13 protein-coding genes and 1 tRNA gene are annotated in these 15,868 nt (G+C 66.0%); 7 read left to right on the top strand and 7 right to left on the bottom strand.

The window, feature by feature from the left end; translation table 11 throughout:
* Positions 1–5: 5 nt before the first annotated feature.
* Both JJ691_RS33105 and JJ691_RS33100 read left to right on the top strand, forming a co-directional pair.
* Positions 6–857: a DsbA family protein gene (locus JJ691_RS33105; RefSeq protein WP_211763513.1), complete on the top strand. Its 852-nt coding sequence runs from the start codon at positions 6–8 to the stop codon at positions 855–857.
* Positions 858–999: 142 nt separating this feature from the next.
* Positions 1,000–1,072 (top strand) — tRNA-Ala (locus tag JJ691_RS33100).
* Positions 1,073–1,518: 446 nt separating this feature from the next.
* Here JJ691_RS33100 and JJ691_RS33095 read toward each other — a convergent pair.
* Both JJ691_RS33095 and JJ691_RS33090 read right to left on the bottom strand, forming a co-directional pair.
* The gene (locus JJ691_RS33095; protein ID WP_211763512.1) at positions 1,519–2,349 is read right to left on the bottom strand and encodes a hypothetical protein; all 831 of its coding nucleotides are present in this window, start codon (positions 2,347–2,349) and stop codon (positions 1,519–1,521) included.
* Between the two features lie 9 nt (positions 2,350–2,358).
* Complete coding sequence (locus tag JJ691_RS33090; protein ID WP_211763511.1) at positions 2,359–2,610, bottom strand: hypothetical protein; 252 nt, start codon at positions 2,608–2,610, stop codon at positions 2,359–2,361.
* Between the two features lie 906 nt (positions 2,611–3,516).
* On the opposite strand from JJ691_RS33090, the gene JJ691_RS33085 reads away from it, so the two are divergent.
* From JJ691_RS33085 to JJ691_RS33075, 3 genes are all read left to right on the top strand, one after another.
* Positions 3,517–3,909 carry a YciI family protein gene (locus JJ691_RS33085; protein WP_211763510.1) on the top strand — a complete coding sequence of 131 codons (393 nt, stop codon included), beginning with the start codon at positions 3,517–3,519 and terminating at the stop codon, positions 3,907–3,909.
* Positions 3,910–3,931: 22 nt separating this feature from the next.
* On the top strand, positions 3,932–4,330 hold the full coding sequence (locus tag JJ691_RS33080) for a YciI family protein (protein ID WP_211763509.1): 399 nt from the start codon (positions 3,932–3,934) through the stop codon (positions 4,328–4,330).
* A 72-nt stretch (positions 4,331–4,402) separates the two neighbouring features.
* Complete coding sequence (locus JJ691_RS33075; RefSeq protein WP_211763508.1) at positions 4,403–4,993, top strand: NADPH-dependent FMN reductase; 591 nt, start codon at positions 4,403–4,405, stop codon at positions 4,991–4,993.
* Here the strand turns inward: JJ691_RS33075 and JJ691_RS33070 are convergent.
* The 4 genes from JJ691_RS33070 to JJ691_RS33055 all read right to left on the bottom strand — a co-directional run bounded on the left by JJ691_RS33070 (position 4,954) and on the right by JJ691_RS33055 (position 11,367).
* A complete protein-coding gene (locus tag JJ691_RS33070; protein ID WP_211763507.1) occupies positions 4,954–5,853 on the bottom strand; it encodes a LysR family transcriptional regulator in 900 nt (299 codons plus the stop codon). The two genes, JJ691_RS33075 and JJ691_RS33070, sit on opposite strands and share 40 nt — an antisense overlap.
* 612 nt (positions 5,854–6,465) lie before the next feature.
* Positions 6,466–7,854: a glucose-6-phosphate dehydrogenase gene (gene zwf / locus JJ691_RS33065; protein ID WP_211763506.1), complete on the bottom strand. Its 1,389-nt coding sequence runs from the start codon at positions 7,852–7,854 to the stop codon at positions 6,466–6,468.
* 79 nt (positions 7,855–7,933) lie between these two features.
* A complete protein-coding gene (locus JJ691_RS33060) occupies positions 7,934–9,799 on the bottom strand; it encodes a glycoside hydrolase family 15 protein (RefSeq protein WP_211763505.1) in 1,866 nt (621 codons plus the stop codon).
* A 14-nt stretch (positions 9,800–9,813) separates the two neighbouring features.
* A complete protein-coding gene (locus JJ691_RS33055) occupies positions 9,814–11,367 on the bottom strand; it encodes a GMC family oxidoreductase (RefSeq protein WP_211763504.1) in 1,554 nt (517 codons plus the stop codon).
* 445 nt (positions 11,368–11,812) lie between these two features.
* Here JJ691_RS33055 and JJ691_RS33050 point away from each other — a divergent pair, with 445 nt between their 5' ends.
* Together JJ691_RS33050 and JJ691_RS33045 are read left to right on the top strand one after the other, a co-directional pair.
* The gene (locus tag JJ691_RS33050) at positions 11,813–13,618 is read left to right on the top strand and encodes a molybdopterin-dependent oxidoreductase (RefSeq protein ID WP_211763503.1); all 1,806 of its coding nucleotides are present in this window, start codon (positions 11,813–11,815) and stop codon (positions 13,616–13,618) included.
* Between the two features lie 161 nt (positions 13,619–13,779).
* Positions 13,780–15,054, top strand: coding sequence for an NAD(P)/FAD-dependent oxidoreductase (locus JJ691_RS33045; protein ID WP_211763502.1), 1,275 nt, complete (start codon positions 13,780–13,782; stop codon positions 15,052–15,054).
* Positions 15,055–15,091: 37 nt separating this feature from the next.
* Here JJ691_RS33045 and JJ691_RS33040 read toward each other — a convergent pair whose 3' ends face one another.
* On the bottom strand, positions 15,092–15,745 hold the full coding sequence (locus JJ691_RS33040) for a trimeric intracellular cation channel family protein (RefSeq protein ID WP_211763501.1): 654 nt from the start codon (positions 15,743–15,745) through the stop codon (positions 15,092–15,094).
* Between the last annotated feature and the right edge of the window lie 123 nt (positions 15,746–15,868).

The raw sequence follows: 15,868 nt of genomic DNA, 5'->3' as shown, positions 1-15,868 counted from the left end.
TCACCGTGGGCGCGGCCCAGAACAACGACAAGAACAAGCGCAACCAGCACGACAAGGCCAATGCGGGTCAGCAGAAGTCCACCCCCGGCCAGAACCACAAGCGCAACCAGAACAAGGCCAACGCCGCCCGGGCCGTCGCGGCCGCCCGCGGCGCCCGCAACGACCGCCGCAACATCGCCATCGGCGTCGTCGCCGTGATCGTCGTGGCCGTAGCCGTGATCGCCGGCGTGATCATCACCACCCAGCAGTCCGCGCCCCCGGTCGCCACCGGCGCCGATGCGATCAAGGTCACCAAGGCCAGCTCCGAGTACGCCACCACCGTCGCCGACGACGGCACCGTGATCGCCGGCAAGGACACCGCCAAGGTCAAGGTCGACCTCTACGAGGACTTCACCTGCCCCTACTGCGGCGAGCTCGAGACCGCCAGCGGGGCCCAGATGGCCAAGGCCATGGCCGACGGCCAGCTGCAGGTCAAGTACCACCTGCTCAACATCCTCGACGGCAACACCAACCCCGCCGGCTACTCCCTGCTCGCCGCCAACGCCGCCCTCGCCGCCGCCAAGCAGGGCAAGTTCGCCGACTTCCACGCCAGCCTCTACGCCCAGCAGCCCAAGGAGGGCGGCCCCGGCTTCACCAACGAGCAGCTCATCAGCCTCGGCAAGCGGCTGGGCATCACCGCCCCCCAGTTCAGCGACGACGTGACCAAGGGGGCCTACAGCGACCTGGTCAAGAAGCAGGTCACCACCGCCTCCGCCCCGCCCGTCAATCTCCAGGGCACCCCCACCGTCCGCCAGGGCACCACCGACATCCAGGCCCTGCAGGACCCCCAGTGGCTCGACAAGCTCCTCAACGCCTGATCCCCGTCGCCCGGGGCGTTCATGCGCCTGACCTGCGTGAACGCCCCAACCGACCCCCCGATTTCACTTTTCTCAGCACCGTCGTGTAGTGTTTGCACCACGAGATGAGGGACCTACCAACCCGGGTTTCGATTCTCGTTTCGGGGCTGTGGCGCAGCTGGTAGCGCATCACACTGGCAGTGTGAGGGTCAGGGGTTCGAGTCCCCTCAGCTCCACAATTGTTGAATAATTTAGATACGCCCCCTGACCTGGGAAAACCGGGACTGGGGGCGATCTTGTATTTCCGTCCCAAGTGGACAGTGGATGACGTAACTGGAGCAAAACTGGAGCAGGGCCCTGACCCTATGCGAAATGGGGTCAGAGTTTGCTCCACCCCATTCGGGTGGAATGTGGATGGCGCGACTCCTGGTTCGCCGCTGGCCCCGTGTGCGCCGGTAACGGCTACGGACCCACCGACCTACGACACCGTTGGCGTAGCGAGGGCGTCAGCCGCGTCTGCGGGGCAATCGCACGTGGCTGGTTTGGGTGGTAGCCGCGCGTTAGGCCGGCAGTTGCTTCTACCGAAGTAGCACCCGCAGCACCGTCTGTCGGTCGTTTTCGTCGAGGTCAGACGTGGCAGCCAGCAGGTATTGTGCGGCCATTGCCGGAGGCAAGACCTGGGTCAGGGCTGCGTAGAACCGCTGGATGCAGCCGGCCAGTGGGTCGATAGCGTGCCGACTGTCACCGGCTTCAGCTGCGGTGAAACCCAGACCGGTGTGCCCGGCAGGAAGCCCAGTTGGACGTATTCGACGCGGCCGTTGGCGTCGCCGCGCTCGACCCAGAAACTGCCGCCCGAGTTCAGCGCCGGTTTCGGCGTGCTGAACGCGAGCTTGCTGGTGGCCTGTTTGGCGTCGAGCTGGACCGTCTGGTCGGTGGAGATCGACAGTTGGGTGTCGAACACGTCGTGCTCGGCGGTGACGACGCCGTTGGCGTCGGTGTCGGTGTAGACCGCCAGGGCGAGGTAGTTGCCGTCTGGCACGCTGAACTTGGCTGTGCCCTGGAACATCTCGCTCGCAGCGGCGTACCGTGCCAGGTCGTCGACGTTGATCATGGCTACCAACGCGCCGGTGTTCGGTCTGCCGTTCGTGTCGTTACCCGCGATGGTGACGGTGCGCATGACGAAGTTCGGGTTGGCTTTCGGTGCTGCCGCCGCGCCCTTGCGGCTGATCCGGGCGGCGCCGCCGAACAGCGCCGGCTTGCCCGGTTTGCCTTTGTCGACGAGGTACTGACTGGTCAGCGCGGCACCAAACTGGTCGGCGCCGTCCTGGCCCAAGTAGCCGGATTCGGTGGTCGCGTCGGATCCCGTGACGGTGAGCCCGGGTACGTTCGGGGCCGCGCCGGTGTGAGCGATGCTCACTGGAACGGTCGCGGCCGCGACCTGGCTGGCGGCCAACGCTGTCACGTCGAACAGGCTCAGGTCGAGACCGTCGCCGAGGTAGGGCACCGCCGTCACGGGAATCTCTTACTGATCCCCGTGCAGCGTGATGCCGATGTAGGTATGGGCGACGCCGCCGCCGTTTGGCACGACCGCCGCGCTCGTCGCGCCGCCGGCGACGCTTCGCACGACGACGTGGTCGCCGTTCGGTAGGAGCACTGCGGTGGTGGCTGCTTTGGCGATGGCATCGGCCTTCATTGTCGGCGTGGCCGTAGCCGGGATCGCCGGCAACGATAAGGCCAGGGCGAGAACACCCAGTGTGATGCGAGATTTGCGCACGTAATCTCCAGAACCGTTCGGAGCCAGCCGGTTCAGTCGAAAAGATGACTGAACGACGCCAGGATCGTATGACCGAAAGGCGCACGTGCATTGCTACTTTGAGTTATGGCACAATCGCTCAACTTTTCCACCTGCTGGCCCGTCTACCACAGGTTGGGCTAAGTCGCGGCACGAACTGCAACAGAGGGAGGACAACACCATCGCCTGTGCGACCGTACCCGAATATCATGCCGAACGCCTCGCCTGCAAGGGGCCGCTGTGGGTTGGCAACCAGGCCTGGCCATGCCAGGACAGGTCTCGGTTTCGCACTGGCTCGACGAATGAAGACCACCACGCACGATTTGTGGTCACAGCACCTGGAAAGACATGACTGATACTCACGATCGTGTCATGAGGTCGGAACGCTACGGTAGCCACCGGCGAACCGGTCTCGGAACCAGTGGAGGTGTCGGTGACCTTCGTGGCGACCTTGGCCGGGACGATCCCATTGACCGCTGCCGTCAGGTAGACAGTGATCCATAACCCTGTTGCCGTCAGCCGTGTCGAGGACCGGAAGCATCTTATGTGAGACGAACTCGGGTTGATCCTACGGGGGTGTTCGCCGAAGAGATGGTCGTGGTCACGCTCGGTTCCCTTTGCGGGAAGTGTCATGTGCGCACACTCGGACAAGACTTCAATGTCCGCCTCCGTTGACAATTGGACCTTTCGGTGGCATCCATAGCGGCTCCCTGGCGGCCTCAGGTCAGAGAATTGCTATCAGGAAAGTTACCGTCGACGCAGCATTGTCGATTGATGTCGGCGGACGTGTCTCGGCGGTGGAATTCCGGAGGCCATTTCAGCAGTGAATGGCCGACATGCACAGCTTGCGTTGGACGAAGCGGGCAGGTCGGTGCGACGATTGAACGCATGACCGGATCAAGTGATCAGGAAGTGCTCAGTGGACTCGGATTGCGGATGTTTCAGCTGTACGTGATGTTCGGTAACGCCAATGAGTCCTGGGACGTCGAGTCCCCTGCCGCCCAGCAGGTGCTCGCCGAGCATGTCAGTTATCTGCGTACGCTAGAACGTGACGGCATCATGTTCATGGGCGGCCCGTTCCGCGCCTCCGACTATGACTGGAACGGCTCGGGAATGATCATGGTGCGGGCGCGGGATATCGTAGAAGCGCGGGCGATCGCCGAGCGCGACCCGCTGTACCTGGGCGGTTTTCGCACCTACGAGGTTCGCGGCTGGCAGCTCAACGAAGGCGCGCTCAGCTTCACCTTGCATCTCGACGCCAACCGCATCGACATCCACTGACCACCTGTCGCGGAGGAAGATCATGGCTGAAAACCATATGTCCTGGCCAGACCTTGTTGACTGGTCGCGCCAGCACGACCTGCTCGCCAAGCAGTTGTACGTCATCATTTCCGAGCCTACTGACGGTATCGGGCCGGTGTTGGACAATCTTGACGACCATGTCGCCTACCAGACCCGCCTTGAACAAGATGGCGTGATGTTCGGTGCCGGTCCTCTCGCTGACGAGGCTGAGCGCGCGTGGTTGGGTGCGGGAATCTTCATCTACCGAGCCGAATCCCGCTCCGAGGCGGTCAAATTGGCGGAGTCCGACCCGATGCACGCTCGCGGCGCTCGCACGTTCACGGTTCGGCTCTGGTTGCTCAACGAGGGCACCTATAGTGTCCAGTTATTCTACTCCGGCGGCCGCCCTCGGGTAATATGAGTAGCCCTATGGTCCGGTATCCAGATTTAGGCAGCAGGCCCTACAGAAGCCGCCACAAACGGAGTTGGCACCGTGCGCGAAGTCACAATTCTTGCTATCTCTGGCAGTCTACGCCAAGGATCCCACAACACTGCATTGCTTTACGCCGCACGCAAGCACGCGCCGGCCGGTATGATGATCGAGCTATACGACGGACTCGGTGATTTACCGCCCTACAACCAGGACCTCGACACCACCATGCCGCCGCCGGAAGTAGCGGATATCCGGCTGCGGATCGCACGCGCGGACGGGCTACTGATCGCATCTCCGGAATACAATTACTCCGTGCCCGGGGTTCTTAAGAACGCACTGGACTGGGCATCTCGACCAAATCCTGGTTCCTGTTTGGTCGACAAGCCGATCGCGCTGCTAGGGGCCTCGCCTGGAAACTTCGGGACGGCGCGCGGCCAACTCGCGCTCCGTCAGGTGCTGATGGCCACTCGCAGCCATGTGCTCGGACATCCCGAGTTGCTTGTGTTCGGCGCGCACCAACGGCGGGATAGCGGCGGCCATGTGACCGACACGACCACGCTTGAGCTTCTGCGCCAGCTTCTGGAGCGCTTCCGCGACGAGATCGCGACTCGTCAAGCCCTGAGCGCGAGGTCGCAGGTCACATGCGCTTGAGCGGCCGCGGCGAAGGCCGCAGCGGCGGGTGACAACGGTTTGCTATCCGAGGTGATGAGGAAAATTCCCCAGTTGGGGAGATCCGCGATGGCCGTCGAAGTGACATCGTCCCGCTTCTCGACCTGTGAACGAGGTAGCACTGCGAAGCCGAAGCCGGCGCGCACCATTTCCAGGCAGGTAGCGACGTCCCCGACCTCCATCACCACTTCCCGGCTGACGCCGGCTTCCGCGAACGCCCTGTCGGACACGGCACGCGCGCCGAAGCCGACAAGCAGTTCAACAAACGACCGCCCGCGAAGGCCACGAATGGTGACCGGACCGGCCGGGGGGAGGAGCCGGGCTGAGGAGACGAGGGCCAGGGGTTCAGTCCGCAACAAAGTCGCCCGGACACCAGGGGTCGCTACGCCCGGATGCCAGGCGAACGCCAGATCCAGCTCACTGCGGCGAATCCGCTCGGCGAGCGAGGTCGATCCTCTTGGCGCCGCATGGAGTTCGATGCTGACGTGCGGATGCTGGCTGTGGAACTGCGCGAACAGCGTGGCGACGTCGAGCGCGCCCATCGACTGCATGATGCCGATCCGCAGCGGCCCACGCACAGCGCCCCGTACCTGTGCCACAGCGTCCCTGGCGGTCTCGACGTCGCGAAGCACCCGTCTGGCTTCGGGCAGGAATGCCTCCCCCGCCGGGGACAACCGGACGCCTTGGCTCGTACGATCGAAAAGCGGGGCGCCGAGATCCTTCTCGAGGTTCCTGATGGACACTGACAACGCCGACTGCACGAGATTCAACCGCCCGGCAGCCCTGGTGAAGTTGCGTTCCTGGGCGACGGCGATGAAGTGTACGAGATGCCTGAGCTCCACCGTGAGCCTCCTTCGGATCGGCCGACCATCGATGCCCGGTTCTGAGCCGGACGTCAGCTGTGCGCGCGTCCGGCGAGGGAACGGTCGTAGCCCGATAGCATTGTCGTGGTGTTCCGGTATTTTCCGTGAGTGGCGCTGTGTGCTGGTGTCGTCCATGCGGGAGCCACCCAGGCGGCGGTCGGCCGGCAACGCTGCTGCCGTCGATCGTGCGCCGGCGAGCCAATTGCCACGACACCTCCAACGCCTGACGTTCAACGTCACGACGAGGCTACCCATCGATCATTGAACCTTCAAGTACCGTTCGGCTAGCGAGATGAACACCGAGCCGCGCTGGCTGCCCGCGTCCGAGACCGACGCCTGGCCTGGGTCGCGCTCGTCGGGAGCCGACCCGCGGGTCGGCATCGAGTTCGTCATGTACCCGCCGCGAGCCCTCGCTGGGATCGGCGAGGTCCAACTGCATATGGAACACAAGGCGGTCGCACGCGTTCGAGTGCAGATGTGCCGTGTCGACCGACGTGGCGTCATCACCCACGTCGACGTGAAGCCGTCCTACCGCCGCCGGCGGATGGCGACGATGCTGATCGCCTGTGTGGTGGCCCGTGGCCCGGGGTATCACTGGTCGACGGCCCGCCGACCGAACACGGTGGAGTCGAGGTCGGTCAGTAGCCGGTCCGCCTCCGCGGGACCCCAACTTCCCCTGGCGTACGGGTGCACGGGGACCACGTCGCCCAGCACCGGGTCCACCACGCGCCAGGCATCCTGCACGGTGTCCTGCCGGGCGAACAGCCAGCGGTCCCCGTCCAGCGCCGCGCCGATGAGCCGGTCGTAGGGGCGGATGTCCGACCCGGGCTGCTGCGCGAACGCAAGCTCCTCGGTCAGCGGCTCCCACCCGGCGCCTGGCTTCTTCCCGTGCACAGTGAGGCTGACCGCTGTCTCGGGCCAGATGCGGAACTTCAGCGTGTCCTCGGGCACCATCGGCTCGATCCCGAACACGTCCTGCGGCGGCGCCTTGAACGTGATCGTGATCTCGGTGGCGGTGACCGGCAGGCACTTGCCGGCCCGGATGACGATCGGGACCCCGGCCCAGCGCCAGGTGTCGGCGGTGAGTCGGACCGCGACGTAGGTCTCCACGGTCGAGTCCGGGGCCACGCCGTCGACCTCGTGGTAGCCCTCGTACTGGCCGCGGACGGTGTGCTCGGGGGTCAGCGGGCTCAGCGCGTTCACCACCTGCTGCTTGGCGTCTCGCCAGGACCTGAGGTGAGACCCGGGCGGCGGCTCGGCCAGCACGGTGGCCAGCACCTGGAGCATGTGGTTCTGCAGCACGTCGCGGATGGCGCCGGTGCGGTCGTAGAACCGGCCGCGGTCGGAGACGTCGAACGCCTCGGACATGGTGATCTGGATGGATTGCACGTAGGTGCGGTTGAGCAGCGGCTCGATCACCGAGTTGGCGAACCGAACGAACAGCACGTTTTCCACCGTGTCGAAAGCCAGCCAGTCGTCGACCCGGAAAATCGCCTCTTCTGGGAAGTACTGGTGCATGGTGTCGTTGAGTCGCCGCGAGCTGGCCAGGTCGGTGCCGAACGGCTTCTCGACCATGATCCGAGCGCCGGCGCTGCGGCCGGCATTGGCGATCCCTTGGGCGATTCGCCCGAACAGTTGGGCCGGCACCTCCAGGTAGAACAGGAGGTTCTGGCCCGCGCCGACCTGATCGGACATGGCCTGGTACGTGGCGTCGTCGCTCAGGTCACCGTCCACGTACCGCAGCAGGCTGAGCATCTTGACCGCCGCCGGGTCGGCCGGGTCCATCCCGTTGAGCTTCAGCGACGCCACGGCATAGTCGCGGAACTGGTCCAGGCCCCAGCCGCTCTTGGCCACTCCGAGCACCGGGACGTCGAGCATGCCGCGCTTGACCAGCCCCACCAGCGCGGGGAAGGTCTCCAGCTTGGCCAGGTCCCCGGTGGCACCGAAGATCACCAGCGCGTCAACGTGATGTGAGGTCATATCAGTTCTCCTTGTCGACGTGAGCTGCCGCTCGTCGCCCGGCATCCCCGGTTGGCACCACGGCGGGCGCCGGCGGCGGTCATCGCGCCGTGAGCGCCCGCCCGACCATGCCGGGGCCGTGGTCGAGTTGGTGGTTGAGGTCGACGGCGGCGCTGATCAGCGACAGGTGGCTGAAGGCCTGCGGGAAGTTGCCCAACTGCTCGCCGGTGCTGCCGATCTCCTCCGAGTACAGGCCCAGGTGGTTGGCGTAGGTGTGCATCTTCTCGAACACCAGCCGGGCCTCCTCCAGCCGCCCGGCGTGGGCCAAGGCCTCGACGTACCAGAAGGTGCACAAGGAGAAGGTGCCCTCGTCGCCTTTGAGCCCGTCGGGGGAAACAGCCGGGTTGTATCGGTAGACCAGGCTGTCGGAGACCAGCTCGCGGTCCATCGCCGCGAGGGTGGACAGCCACATCGGGTCACGGGGGGCGATGAACCCCTGCAGGGGCATGAGCAGCAGCGAGGAGTCCAGCACCTCGGTGTCGTAGTGCTGGGTGAACGCGTCGACCTGAGGGTTCCAGCCGCGCTCCATGACCTGGTCGTAGACCTGGTCGCGGACGTCGGTCCACCGGGTGAGGTTCGCCGGGCGGCCACGAGCCGCGGCCAGGCGGACGGCGCGATCCAACGCGACCCAGGTCTGGAACCGACCGTAGGTGAAGTTCCGCCGGCCGCCGCGGGTCTCCCAGATCCCCTCATCGGGCTGGTCCCACTGCTCGCACAGCCAGTCCATCATCTTCCTGACCGCGGTCCAGCCCTGGTGGGCCTGCTGCACACCGTGGCTGTCAGCCAGGAAGATCGCATCAACCGCTTCGCCGTAGATGTCCAGTTGCAGCTGGTCGGCGGCGCCGTTGCCGATCCGTACCGGGCGCGAGCCGCGCCAGCCCTCGAAGTGGTCCAGGGTTTCCTCGACGAGGTCCGAGGTGCCGTCCACCCGGTACATGATCTTCAGCGGCCCGGAGGCATCACCGGCCTGCTCGGCCGCGCGGTCCCGCAGCCAGGCGCCGAACGCGGCGGCTTCCTCCACGTAGCCCAAGCCCAGCAGCGCGTGGATGGAGAAGGAGCCGTCCCGGATCCAGGTGTAGCGGTAGTCCCAGTTGCGCTCCCCGCCGGCCTGCTCGGGCAGCCCCGTGGTCGGCGCCGCGACCGGGGCGCCGGTCGGCGCGTAGGTCAGCAGCTTGAGTGTTATGGCCGAGCGGTTGACCATCTCCCGCCACCGGCCGGTATAGGTCGACCGGTGCAGCCAGCCGCGCCAGAACCGCGCCGTGTCATCCGCTAGCCGCTGCGCCTGTTGGGGCGAGACGAGCTGCGGCGTGCCGCCCATCGACTCCAGCACCACGCCGCCGATCTGACCCTCGCGCAGAGTGCGCGTCCAGCGCAGCCCGTCGCCGGCGCGCTCCGGCGTGATGCCCGCATCCTTCATGGACGTCCCCTCGGGTGCGATACCGTGCATGCTCAGCTCCATGCCCGGGGAGGCGAACAGCGCGCCGTGCTCGGAGATGTCCAGCGTGTGCGGCTTGCGGCCGTAGTCGAAGCGAGGCTGGACCTCGATCGCGAACCGCATCACGCCACGGACCACGCGGATGTTGCGCACCAGCCGGTGCCGGTCAGTCGCCGCGCCCTGGATGACCGGCATGAAGTCATGGACCTCGCCAACCCCGTCCGGGGTCATGAACCGCGTGACCAAGATCGCGGTGTCCGGCAGGTACAGCTGCCTGGTCACGTAGTCGTCGCGGTCGGGCGCGATCCGGCAATGACCGCCGCGCTCGGTGTCCAGCAGGGAGGCGAACACGCTGGGCGAGTCGAACCGGGGGCAGCAGAACCAGTCGAGGGTCCCATCGGTAGCCACCAGCGCTGCCGTCTGCAGGTCACCGATAAGCCCGTGATCACTGATGTTGGGATAGCGGTCCATGGTCCTCTCCTGGCTCATGCCATCCGGTCCAGCAGGTGCTCGCCCACCCGGATCGCGTTGGCCATCGCGGTCAGCGCCGGGTTCACCGCCCCGATGCTGGGGAAGAAGCTGGTGTCCACCACGTAGAGGTTGTCCAGCTCGTGGGCCTTGCAGTTGACGTCGAGCACCGAGGTGGCCGGGTCGGCGCCGAACCGGCACGTTCCGGCCTGGTGTGCGCAACCCGCGATCGGGATGCTCATGTCCAGGTAGAAGTTCTTGCGCAGCAAGTGATGCTCGGCCATGCCCGCGTGGTTGAGGATCTTCTTCAGCTCCCCGTACAGGCGGTCGGCCTCGACGTTGTTGGTCACCTGGTACGCCAGGTGGACGTTGCCGTCGCTGTCGGTCGTCACCCGGTTCTCGGGCACCGGCACATCCTCGGTGGTCAGCCAGAAGTCCACCGCGTGCTCGGCCACATCGGACAGGGTCCACTCGGGGGACAGCGTGGTGAGCGTGGGCTTCTCCCCGCGGATGGCCTCGGCGTTGGACTTGCCGATCATCTGGATGTTGCCGATGGGCCACTGGTAATCCGGTGCGCCGAAGTAGAAGTCGTTGATTGCCAGCGTCTTCTGGTAGACCGTGTCGTTCTTCTCCTTGGACAGCGCCATCACCGCCTTGGAGTTGTGGAACATGTAGTTGCGGCCCACCTGGTCCGAGCCGTTGGCCAGGCCGTGTGGGTGGGTGTGGCTGGCCGAGTTGAGCAGCAGCTTGGCGCTGTTGGCGGCCCCAGCGCTGATGGCCACGATGTCGCCCCGATACACCTCGCGGTCGCCGTCCCGGGAGACCACGACTCCGGTGATGGTGCGTCCGGAGCTGTCGGTTTCCAGCGTGGTCACCTCGGCCCCGGTGACCACGGTGACGTTGGGCCGGCCGAGCAGCGGCCGGACGGCGATGACCTCGGCGTCGGACTTGGCGTGCACCAGGCACGGGTAGCCGTCGCACCAGGAGCATCGGATGCAGGTGCTGCGCGGCTGGTCCGCCTCGTCCAGCAGGATCCCGCACGGCGCGTGGAACGGGTGGTAGCCGCTCTTGGCGAGATCGTCGGATATCTGCTGGATCCTGGGCTCGTGGGAGACGGCGGGCCAGGGGTAGGGCCTGCTGCGGTGGCCCTCGGTCGGATCCTCCCCGGCGTTGCCGTGCACTTGATACAGGTGCTCGGCCTTGGAGTACCACGGTTCGAAGTCGTCGTAGGACAGCGGCCAAGCCGGCGAGATCCCGTCGGCGTGCTTGAGCTCGCCGAAGTCCTGCGGGCGCAGACGGTACAGGGCCGCGCCGTACATCTTGGTGGCGCCGCCGACGAAGTAGTGCACCTGCGGTTGGAAAGGCCTGCCGGTGGAGTCATACCAGGTGTCGGGTGAGATGTATTTCCCGTCCACGAAGACCGAGCGGGGATCCCAGTTGTCCATCTCGCGGGGCAGGAAGTTGCCTCGTTCGAGCAGCAATATCCGCTTGCCTGACGGGGCGAGCGTGTGGGCCAGCGTGCCGCCCCCAGCGCCGCTGCCAACGATGACGACGTCGTAGTGCTCGGCCATGCACCCATCGTCTTGGCATGGGCGTACGGCGCCTCGGCCACCAGGGGATGATTTTGTGACTGAGCCGGCCCGTACTGATGACGAGCCGCTGTAGCGGCATGCGACAAGTCCCAGCGGACCTGACCAGAGAATTGGCCCACCGGGATGTCAGATGGCCTCGACAACTGACCGGCACGAATCCACCCGCGGGGGATGAGGCAGCGGGCCTGTTAGGTGCGGACACTCGACCTGTGATCGCAAGTCCTGACCGGGTCGTCTGTCCCGGTTCCCGGGGTTTGACCGCTACGGCCGAGCAGGCCGCAAGCGGCTGGTCGTCCTCACCTTGCCGCGTTCTTCGCCATCAACGCCGAAGGCGAGTCGCTGGAGCCCGTCGCTCGCCCGGTGACCGAGGCGGCCGCGCGATCCCGACGGGGGAGTGGCTAGTCACTGGAGGTGAAGGCTCGTCATGGATCAACCCGGCGAAGGCGCCAGGCCGGACAGCGGACGCGAGACGGCTCGCGCGGCGTCGGCTCCCGACCCCCTTGAGGCCGAACTCTCCCCGGCCGAAGATCGCATCGTCGTCACGGAGTGGTCGCGGCGCATCCCCCCGATCATGGCGTGGGTTCCGCACATGCGCATCGGCAAGCGCTGGTTCAACATCCTCTGGCTCCTGCCGATCGGCGTCGTGCTGCTGATCGCCGGGATCGCGGTGGCGCAGCAGCTACGCACCTACCCAGCGGTGCAGCAATTCATCCACACCTATCCCGGACAGGGCAGCTTCCAACCACCAGTAACCCTCGGGTTCCCATTGTGGCTGCGTATCCTGCACTTCCTGAACCTCCTCTTCATCGCCTTCATCATTCGGGCCGGGATACAAATCCTGGCGGACCACCCACGTCTGCAGGTCGACGCCGGGTCCACGCCCGGCCGAGAATGGCTGCGACTGCGCGGACCGGTCCCGCCCGATCGGATGAAGCAGGAACCGCCAGAGCGTGCCTGGACGGCCAAGGACGATGCGGTCACCCTCCCCAGATGGCTCGGCTTGCCGGGGATACGGCACTCGATCGGCCTGGCCCGCTGGTGGCACTTCAGTTGCGACCTGCTCTGGCTTGTCAACGGCGTGGCGTTCTACGTGTTGCTGTTCACCACAGGGCAGTGGGCGCGGCTGGTGCCGCGAAACTGGGACGTCATCCCCAACGCGGCTTCGACCGCGCTGCAATACCTGTCACTGGACTTCCCCACGAACGAGGGCTGGACGCAGTACAACGGCATGCAGATCCTCGTCTATTTCCTCGCGGTCTTCATCGCCGCGCCGCTGGCGTTCATCACCGGCTTGCTTCAGGCGCCGGCCATCGCGGCGAGGTTCGGGTTGGGGTGGGGCCGGATCAACCGGCAGGTGGCCCGCTGCGTCCACTTCGCTGTGCTCACGTTCTTCGTGCTCTTCATCCTCGTCCACACCGTCATGGTCTACATCACCGGGCTGTTGGTGAACCTCAATCACATCACCACCGGTATGAACACCGCCGCCTGGGCCGGGCTGTGGCTGTACGTCATCTGGATGGTCATCGTGGTGGCCCTGTGGTGGGCCGCCTCACCGCTGACGTTGCGCTATCCGCGGGTCGTGCAGAAAACCGGGAGGCTGCTCGTCGGCTGGGCGAAGGGGCTGCTGGAGTGGAGGGATGCTCGCGCAACCTATCCCGAACGGGCGGTCTCGTCCTTCTTCTGGCCCAACGGCACGCTGCCGACCAGTCAGGTGTACGCGACCTTGCGTGACAACGGCTTTCGCGACTACACCTTGCGCGTCGACGGACTTGTGGAGCACCCGGTTGTCCTGTCCTATGACCAGCTGAAGGCGATGCCCAGACAAGAACAGATCACCCAGCACTACTGCATCCAGGGCTGGTCAGGTGTGGCCAAGTGGGGCGGCGTGCCGATGCGAGACATCGTCGCGTTGGTGCGACCATCGCCCCAGGCACGTTGGGTCGTCTTCTACTCCTTCGCCGCCGGCACCGAGGGCGGACGCTACTACGATGCCCACAAGATCGAACACATGCGGCACCACCTGACCATCCTCGCCTACGAGATGAACGGCGAGCCGCTCAACGTGCTGCACGGTGCGCCGCTGCGGCTCCGCAACGAGCTTGAGCTGGGCTTCAAGATGGTGAAGTGGATTGAGGCCATCGAGTTCGTCGAGAGTTTCGAACACCTCGGCGCGGGGCAGGGAGGCTACAACGAGGACCACGAGTTCTATGGCTATCGCATGCCGATCTGACGGCACGGCGCCAGGAGCGAATCCACCCGCAGGGGATGAGGTGGCGGGCGTCGTCCGTGTGGACACTGCCTTCGTGATGGGCGTGCGCGTGCTCCGTGCCGACCGCTGAGAAAGGCACGGGCAACCCTTCGCGTCGCCTCCGGACTGACCCAGGGGGTCACATGGGCGCTACCGAGGCCGAACCGCGCACTCGTGTCCTCATCCTCGGCGGGGGGTTCGCCGGGATCGGCGTGGCGCGGAAGTTGAGGAAGGCCGACGTTGACGTGGTGATCGTCGACGAGCACGATTACCACACCTTCCAGCCCCTCCTCTATCAGGTCGCCACCGACCTGCTGCCGAGGACCACGGTCGGACATCCGCTTCGCGACCTGTTCGACCATCAGTCGAACGCCCGAGTCCACACAGCTTGCGTGACGTCGGTGAACCTCGAGAAGCGGGAGGTCGAGTTCGCCGAGATGGGCCCGCTGGGTTACGACTACCTGGTGCTGGCCCTCGGCGCTCAGGTGAACTTCTTCGGTGTCGAGCACGCCGCCGACCACGCCTTTCCCCTGTACACGCTCGCGGACGCGGTGCGGCTCAAGGAGCACATCCTCGACCGCTGGGAGGCAGCTGACAAGGATCCGGCGCTGGTCGAGGACGGTGCGCTCAATGTCGTCGTGGTCGGCGGTGGGCCGACCGGGGTCGAGAGCGCGGGCGCCATCGCCGAACTCTATCGCGCGATCTTCGTGACGGACTATCCGGACATTCCCCAGGAGAACGCGGAGATCGTGCTCGTCGAGGCCGGACCGGAGATCTTCGCCATGTTCCACCCGAGCCTGCGTAGGTATGCGGAGAAGGCGCTGGCCAGGCGGAGTGTCGAGGTGCTCACCGGTGAGATCGTCGAGTCGGTCACGCCCACTCGCGTAGCCCTCAAATCTGGCCGGGTGATCCCGTCGCACACGCTCGTGTGGGGCGCGGGCTTGCAGGCGAACGCCGTCGTGGAGGTGCTGGGCCTGGAGTTGCAAAAGGGCAGGCGCATCCTCGTCCAGCCGGATCTCAGCGTCGCCGGCCACCCGGAGGTGTTCGCGATCGGGGACATCGCCTGGATCACCGATGCCAAGACGGGCAAGGTTCTTCCGCAGCTCGGATCCGTTGCGCTGGAGTCCGGGCACCACGCGGGCGACAACATCGCCAGGCTGGTCAAAGGTGTTAAGGCCGAGCCGTTCAAGTACTTCGACAAGGGCACGATGGCAACCATCGGCCGCGGCGCCGCGGTCATCCAAGGACCGCGTGGACTGACGATGAAGGGAAAGGCCGCCTGGCTCACCTGGGGGGCGGTTCATCTCGCGCTGCTGTCGACCGGGGAAGACAGAGCCAAGGCGGTCGTCGACTGGACATGGGCCGCTTTCACACACGGGCGGTCCACCCGGATCACCGTGCGGACCGACGCGACATGACATCGGCAGTTCCGGTGCGGTCGCGTGTCCGCACCGGTCAGGAACCGGCGGAATGTCTGTCGTCGCCGGGGAAGACCGGGCTGGTCCAGCCGAAGTGGACGCTCAGCACGCGCAGGACCGTCACGACGACGACGGTGACCGCCACTGCCAGGTAGAACGCCGCGTAGATGGTGACGACCCAGAAGACCACCGCGCCGAAGACCATGGTGGACAGCAGCCAATGGTTCTCGCGCATGATGGTGGCCTGCCTGCCGGCGAGCGTGTCATCGGTTGCCCCGCCGACGGTCGCGGCGATCACGCCGAGCAGGATGGCGGACGCGGCCGGGACGCGGTACTCGACGGCCTTCTGGACGCCGATGCCGATCAGCAGCCCGACAGCGGTGGCCTGCACGGCGACGAACGGCAGCAGGCTGAGGCTGACCCGGCGTGGCATCGAGCCGCCGATGATCGCGGCGGCCAGCACGGCGGGGATGTAGTACCACGTCGTGATGGCGGCGGGCTCCAGGCCGAGCAGCACGTCCCGGGCCATGGCGCCGCCAAGCCCGGTCACCATGCCGGCCAGCAGCACTCCGAACACGGGGATGTGCCGGCAGCGAGCCGCGTGCGCCCCGAACAGGGCCGCCATCGCCATCGCGGTGACATCGACCCAGGCGGGCAACTCGTGCAAGGGGGTTGGGGAGATGGATGTCACTGACCAGCCACCATGTGAATTCATATGAATTCCGCTTCCGCCGTGTCATCACTCCACCTCGCGCCGGGCGCGGCTGCATCCCCCCGAGTGGGAGGAAAGCTGAATCGGGCCTGCCAACGGACG

Origin of the sequence: Kutzneria sp. CA-103260 (genome assembly GCF_018263855.1) — a bacterium.
GTDB lineage: Bacteria > Actinomycetota > Actinomycetes > Mycobacteriales > Pseudonocardiaceae > Kutzneria.
The sequence above is the reverse complement of the archived record's forward strand: the minus strand, read 5'-3'. Positions and strand labels throughout refer to the sequence as shown.